This is a genomic window from Pseudaminobacter soli (ex Li et al. 2025) (assembly GCF_003012705.1).
Classification (GTDB): Bacteria; Pseudomonadota; Alphaproteobacteria; order Rhizobiales; family Rhizobiaceae; genus Pseudaminobacter; species Pseudaminobacter soli.
Map to the genome: position 1 here is coordinate 55358 of NZ_PXYL01000019.1, position 18627 is coordinate 73984.

Here is an 18627-nt window from a genome sequence, read left to right on the forward strand (position 1 = left end):
GGTTATGAGGCGATTTCGCGATGTGCGGGAATTCCTCGCACCTCGCGGCAATGCCGGTTTCTCATAGGTTTCCGACACTTGGCGCGATGTGCGGGGCATCGGCCGTGACCGGCGACAACGATTTCCGCATCCGGCCAGGCCGCATCCGTTCGACGCGCGCCCAGGCCGCGCGTCCCTTCATCGCGCAGGCCCTTGCAGCGGCGAAGAAGGCCGGCGCTGGCGTCTCGCGCTCCGGCCGCATCGTGTCTGGCAACCGCTCTCGCTTCGGGCGCGGCCAGCGCGCGAGCATCCAGGCGAACCGGCTGCTCACCGCCCGCTCGCGAGGCGCTGTGATCAAGGCGCGCGTCGTGCGTCAGATGGCACGCTCGGCGCCGCTTGCCACCCATCTCAACTACCTGCGCCGCGAGGGCGTGACCCGTGACGGACAGAAAGCCCATCTGTTCGGACCTGGCGGTGACGACGTCGACCCGAAGGCCTTCGTCGAGCGGTGCCAGGACGATCGCCACCATTTCCGGTTCATCGTCTCTCCCGACGATGCCGTCGACATGTCCGACCTCAGATCCTTTGCCAGCGATCTTGTCACCCAGATGGAAAAGGATCTCGACACCCGGCTCGATTGGGTGGCCGTCGATCACTGGAACACCGAGCATCCCCATGTCCACCTGATCGTGCGCGGCGTTCGCGACGACGGGCAGGACCTCGTCATCTCGCGCGACTACATCAAGGAGGGGATGCGCGATCGAGCACGCGACCTCATCACGCAGGAATTAGGACCGCGCACCGATCTCGACATCCGGCGCAGCCTGGAACGTCAGGTCGATGCCGAGCGCTTCACGCAGCTCGATCGCCAGCTCGTTCGCGACGGGCGCGAAGCTGGCATCAAATATGCGACCGTCTCGATGTCGGCGAGCGACCGGCAGCTCGTCACCGACGCTCGATCGCGCTGGCAGAACACGGTCGGCGGCCTGCAGGACGCCATGCGCGTGCAAGCCGGCGTCGTCGGCAACATCGACACCAATCGCGCGCAGATGTCGGCACTTGTCGGACAGAGCCAGGGCGCGGCCGGCGCGTTGCAGGCCACGCAGGCGAGCAACCAGCTCCTCGCGCTTCAGGCCCAGCAGCTCGCCGATCTCACCGCCGTCGTCGCGGCGAACGGCCGGGCGCAGATGCTGACCGAAGCCGAGCGCGCGGCCGCGGCCGAACAGGGCCGTGAGCTGCGCCGCCGCTTCCTGACGCCGGGCGCGGGCTATCAGCCCGGCAGCGCCCGGATGTTCAACAACCGAAACTGAACGGGACGATCGCCATGGACGGCAAAATGCTCGCGCGGCTCGTCACCATCATCTTTGTGGGCGTCGCCATCACCGCTACCGTCATCGAGCTGACCCGGAAGGAGGGGCCGGAGGTTCACACGCTGAGTCTCAGGCGGGACGGCGATGCCGATCCTCTGCAGCACCTGCTCCGTCGGTGTCGGGATATGGGCGAGGCTGCGACCGGTGACGCTGCCTGCCTCAAGGTCTGGGCTGCCAACCGCGACCGCTTCCTGCGCCAGAACGCGGAAGCGCTGCAGACGACGAGAGCACCGAATGCGACCCCGTCCGCGTGGTTCGAGCCGGCGCCCGAGCCGGTCCCGGTCAACAAGGAAACCGCTCCGGTCATGCAGCCAGAGCCCGCGCGTCCGGGGTCGCACTGACATGGGCGGCACCGGCGTCATCGACAATTTCCTGGGCGTCTTCACCCGCTACATCGATTCAGGCTTTGGCCTGCTCAGCGGGGACGTCGCGTTCATCGCCACGTCGCTCATCGTCATCGATGTGACGCTGGCCGCCCTGTTCTGGAGCTGGGGCGCCGATGACGACATCATCGCCCGCCTCGTGAAGAAAACGTTGTTCGTCGGCGTCTTCGCCTATCTGATCTCCAACTGGAACCATCTCGCCCGCATTGTCTTCGAGAGCTTCGCAGGGCTCGGATTGAAAGCTTCTGGCACAGGCTTCTCCGTCACGGATCTCTTGCGTCCCGGCAAGGTGGCGCAGACCGGCCTCGATGCCGGACGGCCGCTGCTCGAATCCATCACCGACCTCATGGGCTGGGTCGCCTTCTTTGAAAATTTCATCCAGATCGCGTGTCTTTTGTTCGCCTGGGCGCTGATCCTGCTCGCCTTCTTCATCCTGGCGGTCCAGCTCTTCGTCACGCTGATCGAGTTCAAGCTGGCGACGCTCGCCGGCTTCGTGCTGATCCCGTTCGGCCTGTTTGGCAAGTCGGCCTTCATGGCCGAGCGCGTGCTCGGCAATGTCATCTCCTCCGGCATCAAGGTGCTGGTGCTCGCCGTCATTATCGGCATCGGCTCGACCTTGTTTTCCGAGTTCACGCAAGGTTTCGGTGGCCAGACGCCGACCATCGATGACGCCATGGCGATCGTGCTCGCCGCGCTTTCCCTGCTCGGCCTCGGCATCTTCGGACCCGGCATCGCGAATGGCCTCGTCTCCGGCGGCCCGCAGCTTGGCGCCGGCGCCGCTGTCGGCACGGGTCTTGCCGCCGGCGGCATGATCGCGGCCGGTGCCGCAACTGCCGGTGCTGTTGCCTCCGGCGGCGCGGCGCTGGCCAATGGCGCTGGCGCAGCCGCTCGTGGCGGCGCGGCCGTCGCGGGTGGAGCGTCCACTGCCTACAGCCTCGGTGCTGCCGGTCAGTCCGGCGCTTCCGCCGTTGCGTCGGGCATCGGCAATGTCGCGAGCACCGGGGCGCGGGCAGCCACCTCGCCCTTGAAGCGCGCCGCGATGAGCGCGGCCGACAGCCTGAAGTCCAGCTTCGAGGCGGGTTCACGCGCTGCGACCGAGATCTCCGACGGCACAATGCGCGACGGCGGAGCAACTCAAAGCGCGCCATCCGCCTCGGCGCCCGCCGCAGCAGGCCCGCCAGCCTGGGCCAAGCGCATGAAACGCTCGCAGCAACTCACCCACGGCGTCCAGGCCGCAGCTCACGCCGTAAAATCCGGCGACAGCCACGGCGGCGGCTCTTCCGTCAATGTCTCCGAAAGCAATTGACCATGAACGTCTTCAAAAGACCATCAACCCACTACGGAAAAACTCCACAGCCCGAGACGCCGTACCAACGTGCCGCGCAGGTCTGGGACGATCGCATCGGCTCCGCGCGCGTGCAGGCCCGCAACTGGCGTTACATGGCGTTCGGCTGCCTGGCTCTGTCCGCCGGCCTGGCGGGTGGCCTCGTCTGGCAATCCGCCAGCGGTACCATCGTCCCCTGGGTCGTGCAGGTCGACAAACTCGGCCAGGCGCAGGCGATTGCGCCGGCCGTAGCCGACTACCGGCCGTCCGACCCGCAGATCGCCTTCCACCTCGCGCGCTTCATCGAGCAGGTCCGCTCGATCCCGGCCGACGCGATCATCGTGCGGCAGAACTGGCTGCGCGCCTATGACTTCACCACGCAGGCCGGTGCGCTTGCCCTCAACGACTATGCGCGCGCCAACGACCCCTTCACCAAGGTCGGCAAGCAGCAGGTCGCCGTCGAGGTGTCGAGCGTCATCCGGGCCTCGCCGGACTCGTTTCGAATTGCCTGGACCGAGCGCCGCTACCAGGACGGCTCGCTTACCGCGACCGAGCGCTGGTCCGCCATCCTCACCATCGTCGTGCAAACGCCGCGCGACGCCGAAAAGCTTCGGGCCAATCCGCTCGGAATCTACGTCAACGCCATCAACTGGTCGAAGGAGCTGGGACAATGACGCCTGCCTTCCGCACAGCCGGACAGCCGGCTCTCCGTAAGACCTCGCTTGCGCTTCTGCTGGCCTGCACCTCGGCGCTGGTCGGCTGCGCGACCAACACGCCACCGCCCGAGATCAGCTACGACACCGCGGCGCCCGCCGTGCAGACGGTCGATCCGCCGTCGCCGGTGCGCATCGTCGAGCTGCCGAGGCCCCTGCCGCTTCCCGGCCAGATGAAGCCTGTAGAAGGAACGCGCCAGGCGGCAGAACCAACCGACCCCGCCGCCCGCGTCAATCAGGCCAATGCGCAGGCCCGCGTGCAGCCGGTGCGCAATGGCTTCATCAACTCCATGCAGGTCTATCCGTTCACCCAAGGGGCGCTCTATCAGGTCTACACCGCCGTCGGACAGATCACGGACATCGCGCTCCAGCCCGGCGAGCAGCTCGTCGGCACTGGTCCCGTGGCGGCCGGCGACACCGTGCGCTGGATCATCGGCGACACTGAGAGCGGCACCGGCGCGACGAAACAGGTTCATATCCTGGTCAAGCCGACGCGGCCCGATCTTATGACGAACCTCGTCATCAACACCAATCTGCGCACCTATTACATGGAGCTGCGGTCGACGTCCTCGACCTACATGGCGTCGGTCTCCTGGCAATATCCGCAGGACCAGCTCATTGCGTTGCGGCGGCAGAATGCTGAAGCCCATGCCGCGCAGCCCGTCTCGACCGGTGTCGATCTCGCCCGCGTCAATTTCCGCTATCAGGTGACGGGCGACCGCGCGCCGTGGCGGCCGCTGCGTGCCTTCGACGATGGTCGGCAGGTGTTCATCGAATTCCCGCGCGGCATCGGCCAGGGCGAAATGCCGCCGCTGTTCGTCGTCGGTCCCGAGGGCGCCACATCCGAACTCGTGAACTACCGCGTGCGCGGCAACTACATGATCGTCGACCGGCTCTTCGCCGCCGCCGAACTCCGTTTCGGCGCCGACCGCAACCAAAAACGCGTGCGGATCTCGCGCACTGATGGAAGGCCCGCATCATGAGCGAGGTCGAGACCGGAAAGGAAAAGGAGCCGGAGCCGTCCGGCGACGCCGGGGCCCTGCCGCTGACCGGCGTGCCCGCTGCACCGATGCGTCTGCGACCCGAACCGCCGCGCGTCACCAGGTTGTCCCGCAAGGTTCTGGTCGGTCTTGGTCTGGTTGCAAGCGTTGGGATCGGCGGCGCGTTGGTCTACGCATTGCAAATCCAGGGCGGACGCCAGGGCAATGAGGAGCTTTACGCGACCGATAACCGTGCGACGCCAGATGGCCTGAACAGTCTTCCCCGCGACTACACCGGGCCGGTGCTCGGCCCACCATTGCCCGGTGATCTGGGCCGGCCGATCCTCAACGCGCAGAGCGCCGCGCCGCCGCCGGCGATCGCTGCGCCCGATCCAGGCATCAGTGCAGAGGATCAACGGCGACTTCAAGAGCTCGAGTCGGCGCGGACAGCTCGACTGTTCGCCTCGACCGAGACGCGCAGTTCGACGCCGCAACCGACGGCGGCCGTCACGACCGACACTGTCCCCACGCCCAATCTCGCGAATCTTGGCCTCGCACCCGAGGCGGCAACGCCGACCGCCCAGGACCGCCAGCTCGCCTTCCTGAACCAGACGCCGGACAAGCGCACGGCCTCACCCGATCGCGTGACCGCGCCAGAATCGACCAATGTGCTGCAGGCCGGCGCGGTGATCGCTGCGGCGCTCATCACTGGTATCCGTTCCGATCTGCCCGGTCAGATCACCGCCCAGGTCACAGAAAACATCTATGACAGCCCCACGGGCAAGATCCTGCTCATTCCGCAGGGGACGCGCATTATCGGCCAGTACGACAATAGCGTTGGCTTCGGGCAACGCCGTGTCTTGCTGGTCTGGAATAGACTGATCTTCCCGAATGGCCGCTCGATTGTGTTGGAGCGCCAGCCGGGCGCGGATGCCGAGGGTTACGCAGGCCTTGAGGACGGCGTTGATTATCACTGGTGGGATCTCGCCGGGGCTGCCGCCCTTTCCACTCTGCTCGGTGTCGGCACCGCACTCGCCGCAGACGACAACGACCGCTTGATCAGGGCAATTCGCGGCGGCGCGCAGGACACCATCAACCAGGCCGGCCAACAGATCGTCCAACGCCAATTGCAGATCGCACCGACCCTGACGATCAGGCCCGGCTTCCTCGTGCGCGTCGTCGTCACGCGCGATCTTGTGCTCGAGCCCTATGGAGGTTGACATGGCGAAGCTGAAACTTGGTCCGATCGCGGACGACAAGCCGGTGAAAGTGACGCTGGACCTTCCCGCCAGCCTTCATCGTGACCTGACCCTCTATTCTGAAATCCTGGCACGAGAGTCCGGTCGACCGACCGACCCCGTGCGATTGATCGTCCCGATGCTGGAGAAGTTCATCGCCACGGATCGAGGCTTCGCGAAGGCCAAGAATGCCGCGGACGGTGGGCGTTCCGGTGGCTGATAGCTCTTATGCCCGGAAACTCCGCGGAACGCGACCTCACTGCGGGCCGGGCACCCGACCTATGTCTAGCCGGAACTAGCCGAACCCCCTACCCGACCACGACGGCCCTTCCCGGTGCCCATCCCGCGGCGCATGTTCACCCATGCGGGAGCGTGAGCCACCAATGATGGGCGAACCCGACGGTGACGCTGAGTGAGGGCCTCACTCCAAGGGTTTCACGCGCTCGACCAGCATTAGCCGCCCGGCGCTTGTACCGTTCAGAGGAGGATTTTATGTCAGCCACCAAATTCCTGACTGCGGAGGAAGTATCGGAGCGCTATCGCGGCGGAGTATCGTTAGGAACGCTTCGGAATTGGCGCGCCATGAAGATTGGGCCTTCCTTCGTAAAGGTCGGCAAAGCCGTGCTTTACCCGATCGACGAACTTGAAGCTTGGGACGAAAAGAACAGGGTTCGTTGTCGTGCGTCAGCGCGGCTACCGGTGCGGCAAGGCGACCGACGCCATCCCGGATGACTGGAACTCATCGCCCAACAAGCGTGGTGATCGTCACCTGCGACGACCGCGCCGAGTATGTGCGCTATCGGCTGACCATCAATCGCGGGGGCACGTCGGCCACGATCGAAGAGCTGTGACGGTCGCCACCGATCCCAAGTCTGGCGACCACCGCCTGAAATCGCCGGGTTTCCGCAAGGTTGCCCGGCGCTTTGCTTTTCGCGGGCACCTATCGGGCAGGTTCATCGCCTCGTGGGGTCTATTCGCCCCCTTCGGTCTTCCTTTTTTCCGCCAGCAGGATCTGCGCTGCCTCGATGACGGCTATAGCCTCTAGGATTGTCTCCTCAAATTCGGTGTCCGAGAAATCATCTACAAAGCCCGCTGCTTCGTTTAGGAAATAAACGACGTCCTCCTGGTTTGCGGTGCCGTTTGCCGGCGTCTCGGAAGGGCTGATCTCGTCCCGGTAGTCGCGGATAGTCGCGGCGGCGCGCTGCAATAGATGTGCGCGCGCCGCCATGGTGAGTTTGGGCACCTCGTTGGCGGCTCGCATAAGCTCCAAGATGAACGTGGCAGTATGATCGCTCATAACCCGATCTAAGCCGCCGATCAGGATGCCTGCAACCGTAAATACCGGCCAGCGCCTCCTCGCCGGCGTCGCGCAGACAGGCGGTGAACAAGCTGATCGCGTGAATAGGCTGGCGCAGGTAGTGGCTGGCTTGTGCCAGGAACCTCGATTTCGACAGGCTTGCCTCTTGTGCCTCGTGGTAGGACTTATGCAGCTGGGCAAGCAGGACGTAGATAGACATCTGCCCCAAACACTCTCTCAGGCGTCCGGTTGGAAGGTGCGGACGTCCCTCTTGAAATTCGGAAAACTCAGAAACATATCGTGGCTGTGTCCGGCCGCTGTCGGTCGGGGACGACCCTAAACACCAACAATCGTTCAATTGATTGGAGGATATGATGAGCGACAGAATGTTCGACAGCCCCGTTTTTGTGAAGAGCGGGAAAAACCTGGTTCAAGAAATCGCCAGCCTGGAAGATGCTCTGGAATTTCTCTACGAATGGCCGAAGTGGCGGCGTGGAACGATCTACGTAACCGCGCTGAAAGCCTGCCAGCGGGCGTTTGATAGCGACTACCCGTTGAGTGCGGCGCGCGATGCGTTCGTCAGGTTTGCCAAGGAGAAGGGTATCTTCGAAGACGTGTCCATGCCCTTGCCTTGGATGGTAACGTCCAGTGGCCGCAGCGGAATGCCGGCCTGAAATAGCTTTCTGAACGGGGACGGCTGCCTCATGCCGTCACCTTCGTCGTCCGCGAGACGGAGCGGTCGCGCGCATGGGCAACGGCCGCGTTCTTGACACTCGGAGACCATGGATATGCGTGATGGCGCGAAATTCAGTCCATCTCCGCAGACACGCGATCTCGCCGAAACTGATCCTGAGTGCACGAGAGGCCGAACACGCGACGGGTTTTCAGGAGCCGAGACCAAACGACCGGTTCAGTTTTGGCCCGGGGTATGCTTCTGCTCTTCCGGGTGCACTGGACGGGCATCAGCAATGTGTGCCCGATGGATGACGGGATATCGACTGTGGGTGTCGAATGCGGAGTTCTCTGCTGCGTTGGGCATCCTTCGCTATGCTCGAGCAGCGTACTTGGGGACCGAGAAGGTTCAAGGCCGGCGCAAGCGCCGAACATGAGCCGTGCGCGCCGCCCATTTCCCGGCAAAAATCTTAACCCATGGCCAAAAGGCGCGTACTCAGCCTTTGGACATACCCCGCGTAACGATGCGTGCAAGGCGTTCCGAGAAAGCTTTAGCGTCCAATGGTTTGTCACCGTCGAGCACACGCGCCTCGTCATAGAGCAGGTGTGCCGCGTCCTCCTTGAAGCTCCGCTCCTCGTTGCCAAGCCTCGCCAGTGCCATGATGAGTTCGTGCCGTGGGTTGATCTCCAGAACCGGCCTAGCCGCCTCGTCAAGTCGGCCCGCCGCATTGAGCAAACGCTCGAACTGGCGGTCGGGGCCATTCTCCGGAGCGACTAGGCAGACAGCGCTTTTGGTCAGCCGATCGGAGGGCTTCACGTCGGAAACAGCGTCGCCAAGCGCCTTCTTGACGAAAGCCACGAATGTGGCGATCTCGGATGGCGTTTCGGTGTCGGGCTTCGCCGAATTGTCGAGAAGCGGGATATCCGAAAGCTCAGCCGTGCCCTGCGTCACCGACTTGAATGGTTTGCCCTCATATTCGGGTGCGATCGTGGTCCAGAAGCTGTCGACCGCATCGGTAAGTAACAGGACCTCGACGCCACGCGCCCTGAAGCCCTCGAGCTGCGGCGAGGCCTCGAGCCGCGCGCGGTCGTCTCCGACCATGAAGAAAATGTCCTTCTGCCCCTCCTTCATCGATGAAACATAGTCAGCGAGGCTACGCAGTTCCCCGCCGGAGGCCGTTGATCGGAACCGGACAATCTTCAGCAATCGCTCGCGCCGCTCGTTATCTTCGTAGAGGCCTTCCTTCAGAACGGCGCCAAAATTGTCCCAGAGCTTTGCGTAGGTCTCTACATCATTCTCCGCCAACCCGGCGAGATCGCCAAGGATTCGATTGGTCACACCCTTGCGGATCGCGACCAGGAGCGGGCTTTCCTGGATCATTTCGCGCGAGACGTTGAGCGGCAAGTCGGCCGAGTCGACCAGCCCGCGGACGAAGCGCAGATAGCGCGGCAGGAGATCGGCGTCATCGGTGATGAAGACACGCCGCACATAGAGCTTCATGCGCCCCTTGCGGTCGGGTTCGAAGAGGTCGAGTGGACGCGAACTCGGAACGAAAGCGAGCACGCTGTATTCCTGCCGTCCCTCGGCACGGAAATGGATCGTGGCGGCTGGCTCGTCATACTGGCCGGCGACGCTGCGATAGAAATCCGCATATTCCTCCGCCTTGATCTCGCCCTTCGGCCTAACCCAAATGGCAGTCCCGTCGGTAATGTCGTGGGCTTCGGCGCCGGGCTTTTCGACAAGCAAAATCGGCACCGGCACGTGGCCGGACTGCGACCTCACCAGCTGATCGAGCCGGTAGGGTTCTGCGTAAGAAACCGCATCGTTCATGAGATGCAGCACGACGCGGGTGCCGCGCTTCGGTGCGACTGCGAGCGGCACCGAAGCGACCTCATAGGTGCCCTTGCCATCTGACGACCAGCGCCAGGCAACGTCACTGCCCGCCTGGCGACTAACCACGTCAACGCTCTCGGCCACCATGAAGGCCGAATAGAAACCGACGCCGAACTGGCCGATAAGCTGTGGGTCTTCCGCTACCTTGCTGGCCTCGACGCGCTCCACGAAGGCGCGTGTGCCAGACCGGGCGATGGTTCCCAACGCCTCAACCATATCGTCTCGGCTCATGCCGATGCCGTTGTCTTCCACGGCAAGCTGCTTGTTGTCCGGATCGGCTATAATGGTGATGCGAGGCTTCGGGTCGTCGCCCAGTAACTCAGGGTGGCCGATCGCCTCAAATCGGAGCTTTTCGCAGGCGTCTGCACCGTTGGAGATCAGCTCGCGCGCGAACACATCCCGGTCGGAATAGACCGAATGCACCATCATATGGAGCAGGCGGGCAACGTCGGCCTCGAATGTCCTCGTTTCCGTTGTCATTGCATCGATCGTCATCACCGCTCCTTAATCACATTGCGTCCGCCGAACAATCATGCCTGGACGCTTACTCGCCGCTGGGCGCTCAACCGCCTGCGGACGCCGCAGACGCCGCAGACAGGTTTTGCGCGGCCAGGAACATCAGAGTCGATGCGGCGGTGCGCCGATTCCAGCCGGCGGATTCGGCCATATCCAGCAAGCTCGTCAGCAGCGGCCTCAAGGCGTTACGGCATTCTGTTTCGTAGGCAAAGAATTCGCTCGCAGCATGTGTCGGAGCCGGAACAGATCTGGCCTCGGTTATTGCATCCATGACGGTCTCCCAATTTGATCGACTAATACCCGCTCCCCTGATGGGGAGCGAGCAGGCTTATCAACGCCTTAAAAGTCCATGCCACCGGCTGGCATTGCCGGCGCCACTTCCTTCTTGGGCTTGTCGGCGATCATCGCCTCGGTGGTCACCAAGAGGCCGGCGACCGAGGCCGCATCCTGCAGCGCGGTGCGCACCACCTTGGCCGGGTCGATCACGCCCTGCTTGTAGAGGTCTCCGAATTCGTTGGTCTGGGCATTCCAGCCATAGCCGAACTCGTCCTTCTCGCGCAGTTTGCCAACGATGATGGAGCCCTCCGCACCCGCATTCTCGGCGATCTGCCGCACCGGCGCCTCGATGGCGCGCCGCACGATGTCGACACCATGCTTCTGGTCGGGGTTGTCCACGACGACATTGTCGAGCGCCCTGGCGGCGCGCAGCAGGGCGACGCCGCCGCCCGGCAGGACACCTTCCTCGACGGCCGCACGGGTGGCATGCAGCGCGTCGTCGACGCGATCCTTCTTTTCCTTGACCTCGACCTCGGTCGCGCCGCCGACGCGGATCACCGCGACGCCGCCGGCGAGCTTCGCAAGGCGCTCCTGCAGCTTTTCGCGATCATAGTCGGAGGTGGTTTCTTCGATCTGGGCCTTGATCTGGGAGACACGGCCCTGGATTTCATTCTTGGAGCCGGCACCATCGACAATGGTGGTGTTTTCCTTCTCGATCACCACCTTCTTGGCGCGGCCGAGCATGCTGAGCGTGACCTTTTCGAGCTTGATGCCGAGGTCCTCGCTGATCGCGGTGCCGCCGGTCAGGATGGCAATGTCTTCCAGCATGGCCTTGCGGCGATCGCCGAAGCCGGGCGCCTTGACGGCAGCGACCTTCAGCCCGCCGCGCAGCTTGTTGACGACCAGCGTGGCCAGAGCCTCGCCCTCGACGTCCTCGGCGATGATCAGCAGCGGCTTGCCCGACTGCACGACAGCCTCGAGCACGGGAAGCATGGCCTGGAGATTGCCGAGCTTCTTTTCGTGGATCAGCACATAGGGCTCATCCAGCTCGACGCGCATCTTGTCCTGATTGGTGATGAAATAGGGTGACAGATAACCGCGGTCGAACTGCATGCCCTCGACCACTTCGAGTTCCGTCTCGGCGGTTTTGGCTTCCTCGACGGTGATGACGCCCTCGTTGCCGACCTTCTCCATCGCCTCGGCCAAAAAACGGCCGATCTCGGCGTCGCCATTGGCCGAAATGGTACCGACCTGGGCGATCTCGTCGTTCTTGGTCACCTTGCGGGCGTTGCCCTTCAACTCGGCTACGATGGCGTCGACAGCCTTGTCGATGCCGCGCTTGAGGTCCATCGGGTTCATGCCCGAGGCCACGGCCTTGGCACCTTCCTTCACGATCGCCTGGGCCAGAACGGTCGCGGTCGTGGTGCCGTCGCCGGCCAGGTCGTTGGTCTTCGAGGCGACCTCGCGCACCATCTGCGCGCCCATATTCTCGAACTTGTCCTCAAGCTCGATTTCCTTGGCGACCGAAACGCCATCCTTGGTGATACGCGGCGCGCCGAACGACTTGTCGATGACGACATTGCGGCCCTTGGGACCCAGCGTCACCTTTACCGCATTGGCGAGGATGTCGACGCCGCGCAGCATCTTCTCGCGGGCTTCGGTGTGGAATTTAACTTCCTTGGCAGCCATTGGTTCACTCCTTCAATAGGCAGTTTGCGTTGACTGATCGATTGCAAGAAGCCGTCAGGCGGCCTTCTTGGCGGTTGCGGTGGCCTCGATGACGCCCATCACGTCGCTTTCCTTCATGATGAGCAGGTCTTCGCCACCGTGCCGGATTTCGGTGCCGGACCATTTGCCGAAGAGGATCCGGTCGCCCACCTTCACATCAAGCGGCTGCAACTGGCCGCTTTCCGCACGCGCGCCGGGGCCGGCCGCGATGACTTCGCCTTCCTGGGGTTTTTCCTTCGCGGTGTCAGGGATGATGATGCCGCCGGCCGTCTTTTCTTCGGCCGCGATGCGGCGGACCAGGATGCGGTCGTGCAATGGACGGAACTTCATGTCGTTCTCCTTCAAGGACAAACAGATTGTGAGAGGTCCCTCCGCTCCAAACCGGGTGGCTGGAGCGGGGCGCGCGACCCTGTCCGGCGTCGCGCGTCATCGAGCTAATTTTTGCCATTTGCAGTTTCAAGAGGGCGGCCAAAAAAAATTCACGCTCCCCATGAACCGGTTAGCGCCCTGAAAAGAATGCGCTATCCGTCGTTGTGGCCGTTGCATTTTGCGACTTGAATATTGAGTGCTGACGAACAAAATTAGTCGCGCAATGCTGTCCGATGGACGGCAGATGACCAACCCGATCAAGGAGCATTCTCGACGGAGGCCATCGATGGACCGCAATCTCTCGACGATCATCCCTTCGCTTGCACCCGAAACATCCGACTTTTCTCTGGACCGCCTGCTGGCGCCGTCGCGCTTTTTCAAGCAGCCGGGCGATGTGCTGGCCGATCCCGGCCTCGACATCCGGGAAAAGCGGGCCATCCTCTCGTCCTGGGCTTCCGATGCCTGCGCGGTGGAATCCATCCCGGCGCTGCGCCGAGCGCCCGGCGCCGAAAGCACCGTTCCCTTCGACCAGATCTCGCCTCGACTTTCAGGCATCTGAAGGGGGGCCTCACAATGCCAGTCATCTGGATAGCTGAGGGCCTTGAGCTTGGCATCCATGACCTCCGGTGTTCCGGCGTTATCATGAATCTCTTGGAGTTCGCGAAAACTGATGGATGGCTGAACCGTCCTCCGAGGCCGTCAGGAAGGAGAGTTGCATGATTGCAAGCGTCAGTAGGGAATTCCAACTCCAGATTCAGGGCTTCGGACTGACGACGGCCGAGATCCACTACCATCTGCCCGATCACCCGAGCCTGCTACAGCTCTATGTCTGGCAGGAATACGACCTCGCGCCGGACTTTCCAACTCTGAAAGGCTTTCTCAACTATTGGGAGCGCGAACTGGAGGGCGCGTTGCATTCCGTGCGCGTCGCCCACCACCGCCTGTTACAGCCGGCCGAATGGCGGGCGGTGGATGGCATAATTGCGATCCACTGATGCGCTGTTAAGCCGAGCACGGGGCCGAAGCAAGACTTCCGGGTCAATGCCAACGTCAGTTCATCGGTGCCGGCAATCCGCCAAAAAGATTATCACTGCCATCTGCGAAAACTCGTCGTCAGCAACCCGCGGCAGTGAGCGATCTTGAAGCCGGATCTCGCAACGACTGCCTCTCAATTGGCCCGACTTCCGTCAGGTCGGCGAAAATGGTCTCCGGATGCCCAGAGAGCATCCGGTATACTCACTTGCTACCGGTGATCGCGATGCGCTTGGCGCTCGCCTGCGCTTTCTCGGTCTTCGGCAGTGTCACGGTAAGCACGCCGTTCTTGAAGGTCGCCGCAACTTTGTCCTCCTCAACCTCACGGCCAACGGCAAGACGCCGCTCGAAGCGCCCGTAATAGCGCTCGCTGAACTGGCGATCCTTGTCTTCGGTTTCCGACTTCTTTTCGCCGCGAAGCGTCAGGACGCCGTCCTCGAGCAGCACCTCGATGTCGTTTTCCTCAAGGCCAGGCACCTCGGCCGTCACGCGAATTTCCTTGTCGGTTTCCGAGAACTCGACGCTCGGCCAAAAGCGGCTAGGCGTCATGCGGCCGAAAAGAGCAGGTGTGTCAAAGCCGTGAAACACCTCCTCGAACAAGCGGTTGACGTTGCGATGCAGCGACAGGAACGGATCCATGTCTTCACCGCGATAGAGGCCTGGGGCCTGGTTGTTGCCCCGGCTCCAGGGGATCAGGTCACGTACACTCATCGTCCTATCCTTTCCTGCTTGTCTGTTTTGGTCGCAACGGGCCTGCACCAGTGGGAGGGGCGTTCGTGCAGGTCCGTTGTCTTATGGTGTCAGGCCGCGACTTCCCCCTCGATCCGCTTCGCCGGCTTCTTGGCCGGCGTGGCATTGATCGCGATCCGGCGCGGCTTCATTTCCTCAGGAAATTCCTTCTTGAGGTCGATGATCAGCAGACCGTTTTCCAGCTTTGCGCCAATGACGCTGACATGGTCGGCCAGCTCGAAGCGGCGGGCGAAAGGCCTCAGAGCCAAGCCATGATGGAGATATTGTACCTCCTCGTTTTCGGCCTTGGCGCCACTGACCATGAGCATGTTCGGTTCATGAGTGATGGTCAGCTCGGCCTCGCCAAACCCCGCCACCGCGATCACGATGCGGTAGGTGTCCTCACTGACCTTGGCGATATCATAAGGTGGCCAGTTGTCGCCGTTTTGGGGCAGGCTCGCCTTTTCGAGCAGGTCGAAGATTCGGTCGAAGCCGATGCTCGATCGATAGAAGGGAGAAAAATCCATAGCTGTTCTCATAGCTACATCCTCCTTGGAGCAACATAGATACGAGAGGGCGCCAAGAAGCAGCCTGGGCGCTCCTCCCTGACATGGCCGGTCCCAGCGCGGCGACCGGCGAAAAAACATGTGGGTATAGCCTTCCCGAGCGTCAAGGGATCGCAAACCATCGGCGTGCGGTGGAAAAAGCTGGCTTCGAAGCCCATGTCTTGTGTTGGAGATCAATGGAGGAAACGATGGCAATGACACGCGACGAGGTTGTCTCGGTCCTCGGCCCCGTGGACGAGCAGACGATCGCAGAGATCGTGCTGACGGGCGCATCGCTCGAGGAACTGCGGGAGGCGTGGGCCTGGACTTTTGGCGATGAAGCGTTGATGAACGAAGGCCGTCCGCTGCCAGGAACCAAAGTGGCTGCCTTGATCGACTTGATCGAACCGGCTGAAGACGCAGCGGGCCCGCTTTTGTCGGGCCCGAGGTGATCTGCTGAATCATGAACACCCCGGTGCCGCAGCCATTCGGAAGGCCGGAATAGGCCCTAGTGGGTGTTTGAAAATTAACCTGCTGCGAGCCGATTGAGCATCAAGCGATGCAGCCGCAAGGTTGATCATCTGACGTCTGCATACGATACTCGTAATCCTTACTAAGCCGGTGACTTCGCCCGAACCAAGCAAAGCTGCGCTCCACAATCCAGGCCGCTGACGCCGCTCGACGAGCTGCGCATCGGCGGCTTCGACGCGATTGGCAATCGGGAGCGCGCGGGCATGGCCTTGGCGTTGTGAACGTCTCCGTTGAGGGATGAGCGGTTGAAGTCGCAGCCCTTGGGCGTGTTCGTCGTCGATGAGCCCAACGAGGATCGCAATTTCCGGACGAAGGTCGGCGCCTCATGGCCGCATGAGGACGGCAAGGGCTTCAACTTGGTTCTCCCCCCCGGCATCGCCGTCTCCGGCCGCGTGGTCATCCGCGAGAAGAAGCCGGACGACGCGCAGGACTGAGCACCGCCAGCTGGCGGTCGGGAAATCCCGGCCGCCCTTCCAGCCGCCGGACCTCGGCGGCTTTTATTGCTCATGCCTGCCGGCCAGACCACTGACGTGGCCAGAATCCGGCCGCGCCGGATTCAAACCCAAGATCCGAACAGCAGGCGGCCTGCGGCCGCATTCGCTCCGCGGCGCGAATGTCACGTTCCGAGCCAGGCATCTGACCAGCACCAACACACCCGCGCCGCCTGCAGGAGTCGCCGGCATCGAGGCCCACGGCCTCGGATCGAGTTCATGGATGCGCTTCCTTTTGATCTGCACGGGGGTGTCTTCGCAAGCACGCACCGAGGGTAACACCGGCGTGGAGGGGCCACTACGGTTCACTGCGTCGAAGCTCTCCCCCAGTCTCCCTACGCTGCGCTTCGGGCTGCGGCCTCCCTAATGCCGGTGCGAGAAATCATCTACAAAGCCCGCTGCTTCGTTTAGGAAATAAACGACGTCCTCCTGGTTTGAGGTGCCGTTTGCCGGCGTCTCGGAAGGGTTGATCTCGTCCCGGTAGTCGCGGATAGTCGCGGCGGCTCGCTGCAATAGATGTGCGCGCGCCGCCATGGTGAGTTTGGGCAACTCGTTGGCGGCTCGCATAAGTTCCAAGATGAACGCGGCAGTGTGATCGCTCATAACCCGATCTAAGCCGCCGATCAGGATGCCTGCAACCGTAAATACTGCCCAGCGCCTCCTCTGCGCCACCGTGCCTCATTACAAAGAGAGTGCAGATCAGAACGCGACGCCCGGACGGTAATACGCAATCCGGAGATGGCAGCAGCATTACATCGGCGGTAGTCTGTTGCACTTCTTGCTGACCCCAATGGGGTTTTTCCCGGCCTGAGCAGCAATTGGTTCTGGGATAATTTGATGGCGCTAACGGTAGCCATCTTCGCCCATGTAGCCCGTCTCGTCCCCACGAGGCGGGCTATTCCTGTTTGGAGGAACTAAAAGCGCCTTGCAGTATGACTTTAAGAAAATTTAAACAACGCCTATGAGTTAGGGTTTTTATTAAGATTTTCTCCGTTTCTCCTGACGTGACCGAAACTTCTGCCATCGCTAAACTGACCAGGTGAGTAGCTTTATTCATGTCGGTAAGAGCCCGCCTCATACCTTGGGGCGGGCTTTTCCGGCGCACAAGGCTGGGTTGGGCTTGATTACCGCCTTTCACGAGCCCTCGGTCGCTACCCGCAGCCCCGTTCAGCGGTCAGGTCGAATGCTTTCCGTCAGGGTTATCCCTTTAATGGCGGGCAAAACCCAAAAGCAAAATAGTAGTATTCCTGAATTGCTATCGGTCATTCAATAATTAACCCTGGAATAATTCTAGAATAATTTTCGGTTTTTTGGGGGGAAATCCAAAATTCCTGTCTAGTCACCAAAGAAAGGGTTGTGACATGAAAAAGCTACTCCTTACCTCGATCGCAGTTCTCGCCATGGCTTCTTTTGTCGCTGAAGGCGCATACGCCGGCAACCAGGGCGGCGGTAGCAGCCAGAGCGGCGGCTCGAACAACGGAAACGGCAATGGCAATGGTAATTCGGGGAACAACAACGGGAATAACAACGGGAATAACAATTCCGGTTCCAACAACGGCAACAACAACGGAAATAATAACTCCGGATCAGGAAACGGCAGCAACAACGGAAACAACAACTCCGGCTCTGGCAACGGCGTTAACAACGGAAATAACAACTCCGGGTCGAATAACGGCACAGGCAATGGCAACTTCAATAGCGGCAACAACAACGGCACCGGTAACGGGAACAACAACTCGGGGTCTGGCAACGGTCAAAACAACGGCAACCACAACTCGGGGAACAATAACGGCACGGGCAACGGCAATATGAACTCCGGTTCGAACAACGGCGGCAACAACGGGAATAACAATTCCGGTTCGAACAACGGCCAAAATAACGGCAACCACAACAAGAAGATTGTGACCGGTTGGTCGTGGTAATTGAAATTACAGGTCTGTGGCTGGGATAAATGAATTTTCTCAACTGCTGGCAGCGATCTAGACGCTGCCAGCCGCCAGACGATCAACCAGCGCTGCTATTTCAGTATTCCTTGGCAACGATCTATCCCGTTCGATCCAGCTAAGGGCCCGCCCGCCGCCTCCAATAGCCGGCGGGCTTTTCGGTTTCGGAACTTCGTGGCTGTTCCCGTGGCTATTTTGCCTGACATGACGGGGCCGTTCAGTTGTGGCTAAGTTGATTTTGTGGTCTGGGAGATTTGACCATTGGCCCTGCCCGCCTCGGCTCGCCGAGGCGGGCTTTTTGTCCGGGACTCCAACAGGGTTGCTCTCTGATATTGGATTGCCCGCCCGGCGCGCCAGAGCGGCCGGAACCTTTGTGTTCGCGATGCGTTCTGAGGGTCCCTCACGCCGTTGAGGGCGGGCCCAACGATCGTCAGATCCTGAGCCCCGCAGGTATTTGGGTAGTGTCTTGTACATTTAAGCCAAAAACTGCCCGCCTCGGTCTCCGGAGCGGGCATTCTTTGTTGAACGTCTACCACCGGCGAGACTCGGTGGGCGCTCCTCCCTAAGAACCACCGAGCCTCTGGCAGCTCCAGCTCGCTTCGCTGGGGCGGCGCGCT

23 protein-coding genes and 2 pseudogenes are annotated in these 18627 nt (G+C 61.9%); 16 read left to right on the forward strand and 9 right to left on the reverse strand.

Annotation, left to right across the window (positions count from 1 at the left end; translation table 11 throughout):
• Window positions 1–86: 86 nt before the first annotated feature.
• The 10 genes and pseudogenes from C7I85_RS25030 to C7I85_RS31805 all read left to right on the forward strand — a co-directional run.
• A pseudogene (locus tag C7I85_RS25030) lies at window positions 87–881 on the forward strand (relaxase/mobilization nuclease domain-containing protein); the annotation flags it as partial.
• Between the two features lie 422 nt (window positions 882–1303).
• Window positions 1304–1690: a putative entry exclusion protein TrbK-alt gene (trbK-alt, locus tag C7I85_RS25035; RefSeq protein ID WP_106726731.1), complete on the forward strand. Its 387-nt coding sequence runs from the start codon at window positions 1304–1306 to the stop codon at window positions 1688–1690.
• Between the two features lies 1 nt (window position 1691).
• Window positions 1692–3038 (forward strand): P-type conjugative transfer protein TrbL, encoded by a 1347-nt coding sequence (trbL, locus tag C7I85_RS25040; RefSeq protein ID WP_106726732.1) that lies wholly within the window; start codon window positions 1692–1694, stop codon window positions 3036–3038.
• A 2-nt stretch (window positions 3039–3040) separates the two neighbouring features.
• The gene (trbF, locus tag C7I85_RS25045) at window positions 3041–3730 is read left to right on the forward strand and encodes a conjugal transfer protein TrbF (RefSeq protein ID WP_106726733.1); all 690 of its coding nucleotides are present in this window, start codon (window positions 3041–3043) and stop codon (window positions 3728–3730) included.
• Window positions 3727–4752: a P-type conjugative transfer protein TrbG gene (trbG, locus tag C7I85_RS25050; protein WP_106726734.1), complete on the forward strand. Its 1026-nt coding sequence runs from the start codon at window positions 3727–3729 to the stop codon at window positions 4750–4752. Before trbF ends, trbG begins: the two co-directional genes overlap by 4 nt.
• Entirely contained in the window at window positions 4749–5969 is a 1221-nt protein-coding gene (locus C7I85_RS25055; RefSeq protein ID WP_106726735.1) for a TrbI/VirB10 family protein, read from the forward strand. The genes trbG and C7I85_RS25055 overlap by 4 nt, the downstream gene beginning before the upstream one ends.
• A gap of 1 nt (window position 5970) precedes the next feature.
• Window positions 5971–6207, forward strand: coding sequence for a DUF2274 domain-containing protein (locus C7I85_RS25060; RefSeq protein ID WP_106726736.1), 237 nt, complete (start codon window positions 5971–5973; stop codon window positions 6205–6207).
• A gap of 272 nt (window positions 6208–6479) precedes the next feature.
• Window positions 6480–6719, forward strand: a complete 240-nt coding sequence (locus C7I85_RS31800) for a helix-turn-helix transcriptional regulator (protein WP_106726737.1) — start codon at window positions 6480–6482, stop codon at window positions 6717–6719.
• The gene (locus C7I85_RS32090) at window positions 6716–6838 is read left to right on the forward strand and encodes a hypothetical protein (protein WP_280954421.1); all 123 of its coding nucleotides are present in this window, start codon (window positions 6716–6718) and stop codon (window positions 6836–6838) included. The genes C7I85_RS31800 and C7I85_RS32090 overlap by 4 nt, the downstream gene beginning before the upstream one ends.
• A complete protein-coding gene (locus C7I85_RS31805; protein WP_245445098.1) occupies window positions 6835–7032 on the forward strand; it encodes a hypothetical protein in 198 nt (65 codons plus the stop codon). The genes C7I85_RS32090 and C7I85_RS31805 overlap by 4 nt, the downstream gene beginning before the upstream one ends.
• Here C7I85_RS31805 and C7I85_RS25070 read toward each other — a convergent pair.
• Both C7I85_RS25070 and C7I85_RS32185 read right to left on the reverse strand, forming a co-directional pair.
• Window positions 6958–7284: a hypothetical protein gene (locus C7I85_RS25070; RefSeq protein ID WP_106726738.1), complete on the reverse strand. Its 327-nt coding sequence runs from the start codon at window positions 7282–7284 to the stop codon at window positions 6958–6960. The genes C7I85_RS31805 and C7I85_RS25070 overlap by 75 nt on opposite strands.
• A 61-nt stretch (window positions 7285–7345) precedes the next feature.
• Window positions 7346–7498 (reverse strand): annotated as a pseudogene (locus tag C7I85_RS32185) (histidine kinase dimerization/phospho-acceptor domain-containing protein); the annotation flags it as partial.
• Between the two features lie 160 nt (window positions 7499–7658).
• Here C7I85_RS32185 and C7I85_RS25080 point away from each other — a divergent pair.
• Window positions 7659–7958 (forward strand): DUF982 domain-containing protein, encoded by a 300-nt coding sequence (locus tag C7I85_RS25080; RefSeq protein ID WP_106726774.1) that lies wholly within the window; start codon window positions 7659–7661, stop codon window positions 7956–7958.
• 494 nt (window positions 7959–8452) lie between these two features.
• Here C7I85_RS25080 and htpG read toward each other — a convergent pair whose 3' ends face one another.
• The 4 genes from htpG to C7I85_RS25100 form a co-directional block, all read right to left on the reverse strand.
• A complete protein-coding gene (gene htpG, locus C7I85_RS25085) occupies window positions 8453–10345 on the reverse strand; it encodes a molecular chaperone HtpG (protein ID WP_106726739.1) in 1893 nt (630 codons plus the stop codon).
• Between the two features lie 67 nt (window positions 10346–10412).
• Entirely contained in the window at window positions 10413–10637 is a 225-nt protein-coding gene (locus C7I85_RS25090; protein ID WP_106726740.1) for a hypothetical protein, read from the reverse strand.
• 68 nt (window positions 10638–10705) lie between these two features.
• Window positions 10706–12331 carry a chaperonin GroEL gene (groL, locus tag C7I85_RS25095; protein WP_106726741.1) on the reverse strand — a complete coding sequence of 542 codons (1626 nt, stop codon included), beginning with the start codon at window positions 12329–12331 and terminating at the stop codon, window positions 10706–10708.
• Between the two features lie 54 nt (window positions 12332–12385).
• A complete protein-coding gene (locus tag C7I85_RS25100; RefSeq protein WP_106726742.1) occupies window positions 12386–12700 on the reverse strand; it encodes a co-chaperone GroES in 315 nt (104 codons plus the stop codon).
• Window positions 12701–13025: 325 nt separating this feature from the next.
• Between C7I85_RS25100 and C7I85_RS25105 the strand changes: the two genes are divergently transcribed.
• Both C7I85_RS25105 and C7I85_RS25110 read left to right on the forward strand, forming a co-directional pair.
• Window positions 13026–13298, forward strand: a complete 273-nt coding sequence (locus tag C7I85_RS25105; protein WP_106726743.1) for a hypothetical protein — start codon at window positions 13026–13028, stop codon at window positions 13296–13298.
• Window positions 13299–13455: 157 nt separating this feature from the next.
• Window positions 13456–13734 carry an usg protein gene (locus C7I85_RS25110; RefSeq protein WP_106726775.1) on the forward strand — a complete coding sequence of 93 codons (279 nt, stop codon included), beginning with the start codon at window positions 13456–13458 and terminating at the stop codon, window positions 13732–13734.
• A gap of 241 nt (window positions 13735–13975) precedes the next feature.
• On the opposite strand, the gene C7I85_RS25115 is transcribed toward C7I85_RS25110, so the two are convergent.
• Together C7I85_RS25115 and C7I85_RS25120 are read right to left on the reverse strand one after the other, a co-directional pair.
• Complete coding sequence (locus C7I85_RS25115) at window positions 13976–14482, reverse strand: Hsp20/alpha crystallin family protein (RefSeq protein ID WP_106726744.1); 507 nt, start codon at window positions 14480–14482, stop codon at window positions 13976–13978.
• 89 nt (window positions 14483–14571) lie between these two features.
• Window positions 14572–15039, reverse strand: coding sequence for an Hsp20 family protein (locus tag C7I85_RS25120; protein ID WP_106726745.1), 468 nt, complete (start codon window positions 15037–15039; stop codon window positions 14572–14574).
• A gap of 215 nt (window positions 15040–15254) precedes the next feature.
• Between C7I85_RS25120 and C7I85_RS25125 the strand changes: the two genes are divergently transcribed.
• Window positions 15255–15497, forward strand: coding sequence for a hypothetical protein (locus tag C7I85_RS25125; protein ID WP_106726776.1), 243 nt, complete (start codon window positions 15255–15257; stop codon window positions 15495–15497).
• Window positions 15498–15821: 324 nt separating this feature from the next.
• Complete coding sequence (locus C7I85_RS25135; RefSeq protein WP_210203081.1) at window positions 15822–16010, forward strand: hypothetical protein; 189 nt, start codon at window positions 15822–15824, stop codon at window positions 16008–16010.
• Window positions 16011–16430: 420 nt separating this feature from the next.
• Here C7I85_RS25135 and C7I85_RS25140 read toward each other — a convergent pair whose 3' ends face one another.
• Window positions 16431–16670, reverse strand: coding sequence for a hypothetical protein (locus tag C7I85_RS25140; protein WP_181257368.1), 240 nt, complete (start codon window positions 16668–16670; stop codon window positions 16431–16433).
• Between the two features lie 758 nt (window positions 16671–17428).
• Between C7I85_RS25140 and C7I85_RS31145 the strand changes: the two genes are divergently transcribed.
• On the forward strand, window positions 17429–17989 hold the full coding sequence (locus C7I85_RS31145) for a hypothetical protein (RefSeq protein WP_181257369.1): 561 nt from the start codon (window positions 17429–17431) through the stop codon (window positions 17987–17989).
• The last annotated feature ends 638 nt before the right edge of the window (window positions 17990–18627 follow it).

Bases quoted from the DNA above. Each gene is read 5' to 3' on its own strand.
- trbK-alt (WP_106726731.1), top strand. From the start codon at position 1,304: ATGGACGGCAAAATGCTCGCGCGGCTCGTCACCATCATCTTTGTGGGC.
- trbL (WP_106726732.1), top strand. From the start codon at position 1,692: ATGGGCGGCACCGGCGTCATCGACAATTTCCTGGGCGTCTTCACCCGC.
- trbF (WP_106726733.1), top strand. From the start codon at position 3,041: ATGAACGTCTTCAAAAGACCATCAACCCACTACGGAAAAACTCCACAG.
- trbG (WP_106726734.1), top strand. From the start codon at position 3,727: ATGACGCCTGCCTTCCGCACAGCCGGACAGCCGGCTCTCCGTAAGACC.
- C7I85_RS25055 (WP_106726735.1), top strand. From the start codon at position 4,749: ATGAGCGAGGTCGAGACCGGAAAGGAAAAGGAGCCGGAGCCGTCCGGC.
- C7I85_RS25060 (WP_106726736.1), top strand. From the start codon at position 5,971: ATGGCGAAGCTGAAACTTGGTCCGATCGCGGACGACAAGCCGGTGAAA.
- C7I85_RS31800 (WP_106726737.1), top strand. From the start codon at position 6,480: ATGTCAGCCACCAAATTCCTGACTGCGGAGGAAGTATCGGAGCGCTAT.
- C7I85_RS32090 (WP_280954421.1), top strand. From the start codon at position 6,716: ATGACTGGAACTCATCGCCCAACAAGCGTGGTGATCGTCACCTGCGAC.
- C7I85_RS25070 (WP_106726738.1), bottom strand. From the start codon at position 7,284: ATGAGCGATCATACTGCCACGTTCATCTTGGAGCTTATGCGAGCCGCC.
- C7I85_RS25080 (WP_106726774.1), top strand. From the start codon at position 7,659: ATGAGCGACAGAATGTTCGACAGCCCCGTTTTTGTGAAGAGCGGGAAA.
- htpG (WP_106726739.1), bottom strand. From the start codon at position 10,345: ATGACGATCGATGCAATGACAACGGAAACGAGGACATTCGAGGCCGAC.
- C7I85_RS25090 (WP_106726740.1), bottom strand. From the start codon at position 10,637: ATGGATGCAATAACCGAGGCCAGATCTGTTCCGGCTCCGACACATGCT.
- groL (WP_106726741.1), bottom strand. From the start codon at position 12,331: ATGGCTGCCAAGGAAGTTAAATTCCACACCGAAGCCCGCGAGAAGATG.
- C7I85_RS25100 (WP_106726742.1), bottom strand. From the start codon at position 12,700: ATGAAGTTCCGTCCATTGCACGACCGCATCCTGGTCCGCCGCATCGCG.
- C7I85_RS25105 (WP_106726743.1), top strand. From the start codon at position 13,026: ATGGACCGCAATCTCTCGACGATCATCCCTTCGCTTGCACCCGAAACA.
- C7I85_RS25110 (WP_106726775.1), top strand. From the start codon at position 13,456: ATGATTGCAAGCGTCAGTAGGGAATTCCAACTCCAGATTCAGGGCTTC.
- C7I85_RS25115 (WP_106726744.1), bottom strand. From the start codon at position 14,482: ATGAGTGTACGTGACCTGATCCCCTGGAGCCGGGGCAACAACCAGGCC.
- C7I85_RS25120 (WP_106726745.1), bottom strand. From the start codon at position 15,039: ATGAGAACAGCTATGGATTTTTCTCCCTTCTATCGATCGAGCATCGGC.
- C7I85_RS25125 (WP_106726776.1), top strand. From the start codon at position 15,255: ATGGCAATGACACGCGACGAGGTTGTCTCGGTCCTCGGCCCCGTGGAC.
- C7I85_RS25140 (WP_181257368.1), bottom strand. From the start codon at position 16,670: ATGAGCGATCACACTGCCGCGTTCATCTTGGAACTTATGCGAGCCGCC.
- C7I85_RS31145 (WP_181257369.1), top strand. From the start codon at position 17,429: ATGAAAAAGCTACTCCTTACCTCGATCGCAGTTCTCGCCATGGCTTCT.